Here is a 10,949-nt window from a genome sequence, read left to right on the forward strand (position 1 = left end):
CGGGCCGTGCCACCGGCGTCGGGGCCGAGCGGACGCCGGCACGCGGTGGCCGTGGCCGCCCTCGATGCGTCCGGGCGCGAGCTGGCCCGGGTGCCGGCCGACGTGGGCGCCGACCCGGTGGTGCCCGAGGGGCTGCCGACCGGCGACGACGTGGTGTGGGTGCCCGACGCCGGTGACGAGGACTGGGCGCGGGTCCGGCCGTCGGGCGGCTGGGACGCGCTGAGGCGGATCGCCCGGGTCGCCGACCCGGCCACCCGGATCGTGCTGTGGAACGCGCTGCGCGACGGCGTCCTCGACGCCGAGCTGGACCCGCTCGAGGCGGTGGCCGTGCTCACCTCCCAGCTGCCGGGGGAGTCCCTCGACATCGTGGTGCAGACGGTGCTCGGGTTCGCCACCGGTCCGCTGGCCGGGGCGTTCGTCCCCGCCGACCGCCGGGCCGGGGTGGTCGCCGACCTGCGTGCCCTCGCCGGCACCGTGCTGGAGCAGGGTGAGCCGGGCAGCGACCGCCAGCTGGTCGGCTGGCGGCAGCTGGTCGACCTGGCCGACGACCCCGCGCTGCTGCGCCGCTGGTGGTCCGGGGAGGACCTGCCGGCGGGCCGGGAGCTGGACGAGGAGCTCACCTGGCGGATCGCGGTCCGGCTGAGCGAGCTCGGCGAGCCCGACGTCATCGCCCCCACCCGGGAGCGCCACCCGACCTCGACCGGACGGGCCCGGGCCGCCCGCGCCCGCGCCGGCGTCCCCGACCTGGCGGACAAGGAGTGGGCCTGGGAGGTGCTCACCCGGCCCAGCGAGCTGAGCGCCTACGAGGTGTACGCCGTCGCCGACGGGTTCTTCCGGCCTGGCCAGGAGGAGCTCACCGAGCCCTTCGTGGCGGCCTGGTTCGAGGCGGTGCCGGGCACCGCGGCGTTCCGCAGCGGCTGGTCGCTGAGCACCGTGGTGACCCGCTCCTTCCCGCTCGCCCACGTCACCGCGGCCACCGCCGAGGCCGCCGACCGGCTGCTCGCCCGCACCGACCTGGACGCCGGGCTGCGACGCGCGGTGACCGACCAGACCGACCTGCTGCGGCGCGCCCTGCGCTCCCGGGAGCGGTTCGGCGGCTGAGCCGGCACCGGCCTCGCTGGCCCGTCACACCCGTGGTGCCGCCGATGACGTCGCACATCACGATTGCGTTGCGAACCCGCGCGAGCCCCCAGATTGCTTGCACCGACCGGACCGGTCTATTAGAAAGACCCAGTCTGTACCCGGGGAGCACGAAATCTTGTCGGCTGCCCACGTCAGGGGTCCGCGATCCGGACGCCCATCACCAAGGAGGACACCACATGCGGGCACGCTCGCGAGCGATGGTCGCCGCCCTCTTCACCTCCGTCGCCCTCGTGGCGACGGCCTGTGGAGGCAACGGCGGCGACGGCGGCAACACCGGTGAGGAGCCGCAGGCCCCCGGCGCCGCCGGTGGCGAGATCACCATCAACGGCTGCACCCCGGAGAACCCGCTGGTGCCGGGCAACACGTCCGAGGTGTGCGGCGGCAACGTGCTCGACGCGATCACCGCGAAGCTGATCCACTACGACCCCGACACGACCGAGCCGCAGATGGACATCGCGGAGTCGATCGAGACCGAGGACAACCAGAACTTCACCGTCACCCTGAAGCAGGGCTACCTGTTCCACGACGGCACCGAGGTGAAGGCCCAGAACTTCGTCAACGCCTGGAACTACACCGCGGCGGCCGAGAACGGGCAGACCGCCTCCTACTTCTACTCCCCGATCGAGGGCTACGAGGCCACCCAGTGCGCCGAGGGCGACTGCGAGGCCAACCCGGCCGAGACCAACGAGCTGAGCGGTCTGGCGGTGGTGGACGACTACACCTTCACCATCAGGACCACCGAGAAGGTCTCCAACCTGCCGGTCCGTCTGGGTTACACCGCCTTCGCGCCGCTGCCCGACATCTTCTTCGACGACCAGGCCGCCTACGAGGCCGACCCGGTCGGCGCCGGCCCGTTCCAGGTCGAGTCGCTGTCCAGCACCGAGATGGTGCTGACCAAGTTCGCCGACTACGCCGGTGAGTTCCCGGCCAGCGTCGACAAGGCCACCTTCCGGATCTACCAGGACCCGGCCGCCGCCTACGCCGACGTCGTCGCGAACAACCTCGACGTGATCGACCAGATCCCGACCGACAACCTCATCGGCGACCAGTACCAGGCCGACCTGCCCGACCGGAACGCCCAGCGCGAGACCGGCGGCCTGCGCTGGTGGACCTACTCCCCGGCTGATGAGCAGCTCGCCGACAACCCGGACCTGCGCAAGGCGATCTCGATGGCGGTGGACCGTCAGGCCATCGTCGAGACCGTGCTGAGCAACAGCGCCACCCCGGCCACCGGCTGGGTCTCCCCGGCCGTCGACGGCTTCATGCCCGACGTCTGCGGCGAGGCCTGCACCTTCGACGCGGCTGCTGCCAAGGCGCTCTACGACCAGGCCGGCGGCTACGAGGGCACCCTGACCTACACCTCGAACACCGACGGTGCGGGCAACCAGCAGATCGGTGAGGCCATCTGCAACCAGATCTCGAACAACCTGGGTCTGGACTGCCAGTTCCAGGGTGTGGTCGACTTCGCCACCTTCAACGAGGGCATCGACAACGACGAGTACAAGGGCATCTTCCGCTCCGGCTGGCAGATGGACTACCCGTCGATCGAGAACTTCCTGGCCCCGATCTACGCCGAGGGTGCCGACTCCAACTGGTCGGACTACGCCAACCCGGAGTTCCAGCAGCTGCTGGTCGACGCCGCCGCGGCCGAGGCCGGGGACGCGTCCAACCAGCTGTACCAGCAGGCCGAGCAGGTCCTCGCCGAGGACTTCCCGACCGCCCCGTTCACCTACGCCAAGGCCACCATGGGCTGGTCGGACCGGGTGACCAACGTCAAGATCACCGCCTTCGGCACCCCTGACCTGGCCAGCATCCAGGTCATCCAGTGACCGACTGACCCTCACGGTCGACCCCGGGACCCACCGGTCCCGGGGTCGACTGTGTCACTTCCGGGTCGGTCTGCTCTGATGAGCGGACGACCGGCCCCCAGAGAGGAGGCAGCGTGGGCAGCTACGTGCTGCGGCGGCTGCTGCAGATGATCCCCGTCATCATCGGGGCCACCTTCCTGATCTTCGCCATGGTCTTCGGGATCGGCGATCCCGCCGCGGGACGCTGCGGCGAGCGGGCCTGCCCGGAGGCCTTCCTGGTGCAGTTCCGCCAGGAGTACAACCTCGACGAGCCGCTGATCGTGCAGTACGGGCTCTACATGGCCAAGCTGCTCACCGGCGACTTCGGCGAGTCCTTCAGCGGGTTGAGCGTGGCCGAGGAGCTGATCAACCGCTGGCCGACCACCATCCGGCTGGCCGTCATCGCCGTCTGCTTCGAGGCCCTGGTGGGCATCGCGGCCGGCATCCTGGCGGCCCTGCGCAAGGGCCGGTTCCTCGACTACCTGGTCACCCTGTCGAGCCTGCTGGTCATCTCGATCCCGGTCTTCGTCGTCGGCTCGCTGTCCCAGCTGGTCTTCGGCATCCGGCTCGGCATCTTCCCGGTGACCGCCACCGAGGGCGGCTGGTTCGACCTGCTGCTGCCCGGTCTGGTGCTGGGCTCCTTCTCGGTGGCCTACATCGCCCGGCTGATGCGCAGCACGATGATCGAGAACCTGCGCTCGGACTACGTCCGCACCGCCCGGGCCAAGGGGCTCGGTCCCGGTCGCACGGTCGGCGTGCACACACTGCGCAACTCGATGATCCCCGCCATCACCTACATCGGCTACGACCTCGGTGCCCTGATGGGTGGCGCGGTGGTGACCGAGCGGATCTTCAACATCAACGGCATCGGGGGGTTCCTCTTCTACGGCATCAACACCAAGGACGGCACCATCGTGGTGGGTACCGTGACCTGCCTCGTGCTCGTCTACCTGCTCGCCAACCTGCTCGTCGACGTCCTCTACGGCGTCCTGGACCCGAGGATCAGCCATGACTGACCCCAGCGGAGTGGCCGTCTCGGAGTTCTCCACCCCGCCGGCCGGGGAGGTGCGCGAGGGCGGTCAGGACCGTCAGGAGGCGCGCTCGCTGTGGAGCGACGCCTGGCGCGAGCTGCGGCGCAACCCGCTGTTCTGGATCTCGGTGGTGCTCATCGTGGTGCTGCTGACGATGGCGGTCGCGCCGCAGCTGTTCACCTCGACCGACCCGCGCTACGGCGACCTGGCGGTGGCACGCCAGCCACCCTCGGCCGAGCACGTCTTCGGGACCACCAGCCAGGGCTACGACGTCTACGCCCGCGTCATCCACGGCGCCCGGGCCTCGATCCTGGTCGGCGTGCTGACCAGCATCGGCACCGTGGTGGTCGGTGGCCTGATCGGGCTGATCTCCGGCTTCTACGGCGGCTGGCTGGACGCGCTGCTCTCCCGGGTGGGCGAGATCTTCTTCGCGATCCCGCTGCTGCTGGCCGGCATCCTCACCTTCTACCTGTTCCCGCCCGACCTGGAGGACCCGCTGATCCTGCAGGTGCTCACCGTGGTCGGGGTCCTGGTGCTCTTCGGGTGGCCCTCGCTGGCACGGCTGATGCGCGGTGCGGTGCTCCAGGTGAAGCCGAACGACTACGTCAACGCCGCCCGGGCGCTGGGGGCGTCCGCGCCCCGGCTGATCTTCCAGCACATCCTGCCCAACGCGGTGGCGCCGATGATCGTGGTCGCCACCCTCAACCTCGGCACCTACATCGCGGTCGAGGCCACGCTGGCCTTCCTCGGCATCGGGCTGCGCTCGCCGGCGATCTCGTGGGGGATCGACATCTCCCTCGCGTCCTCGATCGGGCTGGTCCGGGCCGCCCCGCACATGCTGATCTTCCCGTCCATCTTCCTCACGGTCACGATCCTGGCGTTCATCATGCTGGGCGACGCGATCCGTGACGCGATCGACCCCAAGCTGAAGTGAGCCGCTGATGAGCGACACCCTGTCCGAGACCGACGTCGCCCGCGGCGAGTCGTCGTGGACGCCGACCGACGGCCGGCTGCTCGACGTGGAGGACCTGCAGGTCGAGTTCCGCACCCGCGACGGCGTGGCCAAGGCCATCAACGGCGTCAGCCTGCACCTCGACGAGGGCGAGACGCTGGCCGTCCTGGGGGAGTCCGGGTCGGGCAAGTCGGTGACCGCGCAGGCGATCATGGGCATCCTCGACACCCCGCCGGGGTTCATCACCGGCGGCAGCGTCCGCTACTGCGGCACCGAGCTGCTCACCATGACCGAGAAGCAGCGCCGCGAGATCCGCGGCCCGGAGATCTCGATGATCTTCCAGGACGCCCTGAGCTCGCTCAACCCGGTGTTCCCGGTCGGCTGGCAGATCGCGGAGATGCTGCGGGTGCACCGCGGGGCCAACCGCAGCGACGCCCGGGAGGCGGCGATCCGGCTGATGGAGCGGGTCAACATCCCCGGCGCCCGGCAGCGGGTCAACGCCTTCCCGCACCAGTTCTCCGGCGGCATGCGGCAGCGGATCATGATCGCGATGGCGATCGCGCTCGACCCGGCGGTGCTCATCGCCGACGAGCCGACCACCGCCCTCGACGTCACGGTGCAGGCCCAGATCATGGCGCTGCTGGCCGAGCTGCAGGAGGAGCGCCGGATGGGGCTCATCCTCATCACCCACGACCTCGGGGTGGTGGCCGACGTGGCCGACCGGATCGCGGTGATGTACGCGGGCAAGCTGGTGGAGACCGCCGACGTGCACTCCATCTACGCCGCGCCGGCCCACCCCTACACCCAGGGCCTGCTGGCCTCGATCCCGCGGCTGGACCAGAAGGGTCAGGAGCTGGCGGCGATCGGTGGTCTGCCGCCCAACCTCACCCGGATCCCGCCGGGCTGCCCGTTCAACCCGCGCTGCCGCTACGCCCAGGACGTCTGCCGGCACGACCCGCCGCCGGCGCTGCGGGAGGTGCGTCCCGGACGACGGGCCGCCTGCCACTTCGCCGAGGACGTGCTGGCCGACAGCGCCCGTGAGTTCGACCACCCGCACCACGTGCACGGTGACGGGGGAGAGGAGCGACGATGAGCAGCAGCGACGGATCCGCCGCACGGACGTCCGACCGCGAGGTCATCCTCAGCGCCCACGACCTGGTGAAGCACTACCCGATCCGCTCCGGCGTGGTGAAGCGCACCGTCGGCCAGGTCAAGGCCGTCGACGGGGTCAGCTTCGACCTCTACAAGGGCGAGACGCTGGGCATCGTGGGCGAGTCCGGGTGCGGCAAGTCCACGCTGGGACGGCTGCTGGTGCAGCTGGAGCGGCCCACCAGCGGGTCACTGCACTTCGACGGGGTCGACATGACCCAGCAGTCGGGGAACGCCCTGCGCCGCCTGCGCCGCGACATCCAGATCGTCTTCCAGGACCCCTACACCTCGCTCAACCCGCGCAAGACGGTGGGCGACATCATCGGCGAGCCCTTCGACATCCACCCCGACGTGGTGCCCAAGGGCGGCCGACGCCGGCGGGTGCAGGAGCTGCTCGACCTGGTCGGGCTCAGCCCCGAGCACATCAACCGCTACCCGCACCAGTTCTCCGGCGGTCAGCGCCAGCGGATCGGGATCGCCCGCGGGATCGCGCTGAACCCGAAGGTGCTGGTCTGCGACGAGCCGGTCTCCGCGCTGGACGTGTCGGTGCAGGCCCAGGTGGTCAACCTGATGGAGCGGCTGCAGGACGAGCTCGGGCTGTCCTACGTGTTCGTCGCCCACGACCTGTCGGTGGTGCGCCACATCTCCGACCGGGTGGCGGTGATGTACCTCGGCCGGATCGTCGAGATCGGCGACGAGGAGCAGATCTACGAGCGCCCGACGCACCCCTACACCCAGGCGCTGCTCTCGGCCGTCCCGGTGCCGGACCCGACGCTGCGGGGCAAGCGGGAGCAGATCGTGCTGAGCGGGGACGTCCCCAGCCCGGCGAACCCGCCGCGGGCCTGCCGGTTCCACACCCGCTGCTTCAAGGCCCAGGACATCTGCTCGGTCGAGGACCCGGCGCTGGACCCGCGCCCGGACGGCCGCGGCGCCCACCCCTCGGCCTGCCACTTCGCCGAGCCGCGGACCATCGTGGAGACCATCGACGTCTCCTCCTGACGTCCACGACGGGCACGCCGGACGCCGGCGTGCCCGGTCGCGGTCCTCAGACCAGCCCGTGGGCGTGCACGGCCTCGGCGACCCGGAGGAAGCCGGCGACGTTCGCCCCGAGCACGAGGTCGCCCGGACGTCCGTACTCCTCCGCGGTGGCCTGGCAGCGTTCGTGGATGGCGCGCATGATCTCCTCGACCCGCGCCTCGGTGTGCTCGAAGGTCCACCGGTCGCGGGAGGCGTTCTGCTGCATCTCCAGGGCCGAGGTCGCGACCCCGCCGGCGTTGGCCGCCTTGCCCGGGCCGAAGCCGACCCCGGCCTCCCGCAGCACGCGCAGCGCGCCCGGGGTGGTGGGCATGTTCGCCCCCTCCACCACCACCTGGCACCCGTGGCGGGCCAGGGTCGTCGCCGCCTCCTCCGGCAGCTCGTTCTGGCTGGCCGAGGGGATCGCCACCTCGCAGGGGACGTCCCACACGCTGCCCCCGGCCACGTAGCGGGCCGAGGGCACCCGCTCGGCGTACTCGCTGATCCGGGCCCGCTCGACCTCCTTGACCTGCTTGAGCACCTCGAGGTCGATGCCGCGCTCGTCGACCACGTAACCGCCGGAGTCCGAGACCGTCAGGACCCGCCCGCCCAGCTGCTGCACCTTCTCCACCGCGTAGACCGCGACGTTGCCCGACCCCGACACGCTGACCGTCCGGCCGTCCAGGGAGCTGCCGCGGGCGCGCAGCATCTCCGCGGCGAAGTAGGCCGCGCCGTAGCCGGTGGCCTCGGTGCGCACCTGCGCGCCGCCGTAGGACAGCCCCTTCCCGGTGAGCACCCCCGCCTCGAAGCGGTTGGTGATGCGCTTGTACTGGCCGAAGAGGAAACCGATCTCCCGCGCGCCGACGCCGACGTCGCCGGCCGGGACGTCGGTGTGCTCACCGAGGTGGCGGTACAGCTCGGTCATGAAGGACTGGCAGAAGCGCATCACCTCCGCGTCGCTGCGACCCTTGGGGTCGAAGTCGGCACCGCCCTTGCCGCCGCCGATCGGCATCCCGGTCAGCGCGTTCTTGAAGATCTGCTCGAAGCCGAGGAACTTCACCACGCCGAGGTTGACCGACGGGTGGAAGCGCAGCCCGCCCTTGTAGGGGCCCAGGGCGCTGCTGAACTCGACCCGGAAGCCGCGGTCGATGTGCACCTCGCCCCGGTCGTCCTGCCACGGCACCCGGAAGATCAGCTGCCGCTCGGGCTCGCAGATCCGCTCGACGGTCTTGCGGGCGGTGTACTCGGGATGGCGGTCCAGCACGACCGCGAGGGAGTCCAGCACCTCCCGCACCGCCTGGTGGAACTCCGGTTGGGCGGGGTTGCGGCCCACCACGTCCTCGTAGATCTGCTCGACCCGGTCACGGATCTCGGTCTTCACACGTGCTCCCTCGGTCGCCGTCGACTGAGGGCCCACGCTAGTGCCCCGTCCGGCGGGCTCAGCCGGACCGCTCGGTGCCGGACAGCGGCGTCACCCGGAACACCAGCGGACGCCAGGGACGGTAGGGCTCACGGACCTCGAGGTTCTCGAAGGCCACCCCGCCCGGGATCGGGGCCGAGCTGGCCCAGTAGGTGACCCGGCCGTTCACCTGCGCCCGCAGCCGCGGGTGCGGGTCGGGCACCACCCAGGCCTGCTCGGCCCGGTCGCCCTGCCAGTGCCAGTGCGGCAGCACCGACGGCTCGTAGGCCGCGCCGGCCGGGTCGTCCTCGTCGCCGCGGGCGGCGACCACCACGGTGCCGTCGGCCTCCCGCGGCAGCGCGCCCAGCCCGAAGGAGGCGCGCAGCGTGAACCGGTCGCCCCGGTGCCGGGGCCACAGCCGCCCGGCGTGCACCTCGTGCTCGGCCAGCCGCAGGGTGCGCAGCCGGGCGTAGTTGCCCATGGTGGCGGTGAGCACGCAGGTGCGCAGCGGCCGCGAGGTGGCGGTGGCGGCCGCGGCCAGCTCGACCTCGTACGGCCGGTCGGCCCGGAACCGGACGCGCAGGTCGACCTCGGCCCCGCTGGCGAACCGCTCGCAGCGCACCAGCACGGTCAGCACCTCCCCCCCGTCGACCACGGTGAGCTGTCCAGGGTCGGGGACACGGCCGTCCCCGGTCCACATCGTCAGCCCGGGCTCGTCGTCCAGCCGGCTGCGCTCGAGCTCGGAGAAGCCGCGCCGCAGCCCCCGGCGGGTGACCGGCTCGACCGCGACGTAGTTGACCATCCGCTCCGGCCGGTGCCCGAGGTAGGGGGTGTAGACGCGCAGCAGCCCCCGCGGGCCGGGCAGCGGGGACAGTCCCACCGTGAGCCCGTCGCGGTGGCCCCAGCGCGGGGGGTCGGCGGGTCCGGGACGGAGCCAGTCGGCCTCGGTGCGCACGGGGCGAGGTTAGTGCGCCGGGCTGTCCTCCCCGCCTCCTAGAGTGAGCGGGTGACTTCGCACGAGGTGCCCGCGCGGCGGGTGATGTTCGTCCACGCCCATCCCGACGACGAGTCCAGCCAGACATCGGCCGCCATGGCCCGCTATGTCGCCGAGGGCGCCCAGGTCACCCTGGTCACCTGCACCCTCGGCGAGCGCGGCGAGATCGTGTCCGACGACCTGTCCCACCTGAGCCCGGGTGAGGAGCTGGGCCGGCACCGGGTGGGCGAGCTGGCCGAGGCGATGGCGGTCCTCGGTGTCACCGACTTCGTCCGTCTCGGCGGCGACGGCGCCTACCACGACTCCGGCATGGCCGACGGCGAGGACGGGATGGCCACCGTGGGCGCCGAGCTCGACCCGCGCGCCTTCTGGCTGGCCGACCTGCGCGAGGCCGCCGAGCACCTGGTCGCGCTGATCCGCGACCGGCGTCCGCAGGTGCTCGTCACCTACGACCAGATCGGCGGCTACGGCCACCCCGACCACGTCCAGGCCCACCGGGTGGCCACCTACGCCGTCGCGCTGGCCGGGGTGCCCAGCTTCCGCCGCGACCTGGGCGAGGCGTGGGCGGTGCCGCGGGTGCTCTGGTCGGCGATGTCGGCCTCGGCGATGAAGCGGGCGGTCGAGCGCATGCGGGAGAGCGGCGGCGACCCGGGCGACCTCGGCGGGTTCGACCTCGACAACCCCCCGCCCATGCTGATCCCCGACGAGGACCTCGCGGTCCGCATCGACGGCACCCCCTGGGCGGAGCAGAAGGCGGCCGCGCTGGCGGCCCACCGCAGCCAGGTCAGCCTGGAGGACCCGTTCTGGCGGCTGTTCACCACCGGCACCGGCTGGGCCGACGAGTACTACCGGCTGGCCCAGGGCGTCCCGTTCCCCGACGGGGTGCCCGGCGACGGGCTGGCCGACGACCTGTTCGCCGGTCTGCGGTGACCGCCTCCCCGGGCGGCGGAGCAGGGGTCGACGGCGGCGAGCTGCGGGCCGCGATGAGCCACTTCGCCTCCGGCGTCACCGTGGTCACCTGCCTGCGCGCCGACGGCTCCCCGCAGGGGATGACCTGCAGCGCGTTCACCTCGATCTCGCTGGACCCGCCGCTGGTGATGGTCAGCATCCGCCGGGACGGCCGCCTGCACCCGGTGCTGCTGGAGGCCGGCAGCTGGGCGGTCTCGGTGCTCGCCGCCGACCAGGCCGAGCTCGGCCGCCGGTTCGCGCTGTCCACCCGCGACCGTTCCCAGCAGTTCGACGGCGTGCCCACCACCCCCGCCCCGACCGGCGGGGCGCCCGTCCTCGACGGCGCGCTGACCTGGCTGGAGTGCCGCACCGAGCACGTCACCCCGGCCGGGGACCACTCCCTGGTGCTCGGCCGGGTGCTGGCCACCGCCGGCACCGAGACCGACGCGCCCGCCCTCGTCTACCACCGCCG

10 protein-coding genes are annotated in these 10,949 nt (G+C 72.0%); 8 read left to right on the forward strand and 2 right to left on the reverse strand.

What is annotated here, in order from left to right:
* From DVA66_RS11450 to DVA66_RS11475, 6 genes are all read left to right on the forward strand, one after another.
* Positions 1 to 1,101: ERAP1-like C-terminal domain-containing protein (locus DVA66_RS11450; RefSeq protein ID WP_232821914.1), on the forward strand; the 1,101-nt coding region annotated here is incomplete at its 5' end.
* A gap of 218 nt (positions 1,102 to 1,319) precedes the next feature.
* Positions 1,320 to 2,972, forward strand: coding sequence for a peptide ABC transporter substrate-binding protein (locus DVA66_RS11455; protein ID WP_114560208.1), 1,653 nt, complete (start codon positions 1,320 to 1,322; stop codon positions 2,970 to 2,972).
* Positions 2,973 to 3,085: 113 nt separating this feature from the next.
* Positions 3,086 to 4,006, forward strand: a complete 921-nt coding sequence (locus DVA66_RS11460; protein WP_114560209.1) for an ABC transporter permease — start codon at positions 3,086 to 3,088, stop codon at positions 4,004 to 4,006.
* Positions 3,999 to 4,955 carry an ABC transporter permease gene (locus DVA66_RS11465; protein ID WP_114560210.1) on the forward strand — a complete coding sequence of 319 codons (957 nt, stop codon included), beginning with the start codon at positions 3,999 to 4,001 and terminating at the stop codon, positions 4,953 to 4,955. The genes DVA66_RS11460 and DVA66_RS11465 overlap by 8 nt, the downstream gene beginning before the upstream one ends.
* A 7-nt stretch (positions 4,956 to 4,962) precedes the next feature.
* Complete coding sequence (locus DVA66_RS11470) at positions 4,963 to 6,066, forward strand: ABC transporter ATP-binding protein (RefSeq protein WP_114560211.1); 1,104 nt, start codon at positions 4,963 to 4,965, stop codon at positions 6,064 to 6,066.
* Positions 6,063 to 7,121, forward strand: coding sequence for an ABC transporter ATP-binding protein (locus DVA66_RS11475; RefSeq protein ID WP_114560212.1), 1,059 nt, complete (start codon positions 6,063 to 6,065; stop codon positions 7,119 to 7,121). The genes DVA66_RS11470 and DVA66_RS11475 overlap by 4 nt, the downstream gene beginning before the upstream one ends.
* Before the next feature lie 46 nt (positions 7,122 to 7,167).
* On the opposite strand, the gene gdhA is transcribed toward DVA66_RS11475, so the two are convergent.
* Positions 7,168 to 8,505, reverse strand: a complete 1,338-nt coding sequence (gdhA, locus tag DVA66_RS11480; protein ID WP_114560215.1) for an NADP-specific glutamate dehydrogenase — start codon at positions 8,503 to 8,505, stop codon at positions 7,168 to 7,170.
* 70 nt (positions 8,506 to 8,575) lie between these two features.
* A complete protein-coding gene (locus DVA66_RS11485; protein ID WP_114560213.1) occupies positions 8,576 to 9,490 on the reverse strand; it encodes a hypothetical protein in 915 nt (304 codons plus the stop codon).
* 51 nt (positions 9,491 to 9,541) lie between these two features.
* On the opposite strand from DVA66_RS11485, the gene mshB reads away from it, so the two are divergent.
* Both mshB and DVA66_RS11495 read left to right on the forward strand, forming a co-directional pair.
* Positions 9,542 to 10,459, forward strand: coding sequence for an N-acetyl-1-D-myo-inositol-2-amino-2-deoxy-alpha-D-glucopyranoside deacetylase (mshB, locus tag DVA66_RS11490; protein ID WP_232821915.1), 918 nt, complete (start codon positions 9,542 to 9,544; stop codon positions 10,457 to 10,459).
* Positions 10,456 to 10,949, forward strand: a 494-nt coding sequence (locus DVA66_RS11495; RefSeq protein WP_232821916.1) for a flavin reductase family protein, incomplete at its 3' end; no start/stop codon positions are given. The genes mshB and DVA66_RS11495, both read left to right, overlap by 4 nt.

Source organism: Desertihabitans aurantiacus (assembly GCF_003344635.1).
Classification (GTDB): domain Bacteria; phylum Actinomycetota; class Actinomycetes; order Propionibacteriales; family Propionibacteriaceae; genus Desertihabitans; species Desertihabitans aurantiacus.

Excerpts from the sequence above, each read along its gene's own strand:
- DVA66_RS11470 (WP_114560211.1), top strand. The coding sequence starts at position 4,963 with ATGAGCGACACCCTGTCCGAGACCGACGTCGCCCGCGGCGAGTCGTCG.
- DVA66_RS11455 (WP_114560208.1), top strand. The coding sequence starts at position 1,320 with ATGCGGGCACGCTCGCGAGCGATGGTCGCCGCCCTCTTCACCTCCGTC.
- DVA66_RS11475 (WP_114560212.1), top strand. The coding sequence starts at position 6,063 with ATGAGCAGCAGCGACGGATCCGCCGCACGGACGTCCGACCGCGAGGTC.
- DVA66_RS11465 (WP_114560210.1), top strand. The coding sequence starts at position 3,999 with ATGACTGACCCCAGCGGAGTGGCCGTCTCGGAGTTCTCCACCCCGCCG.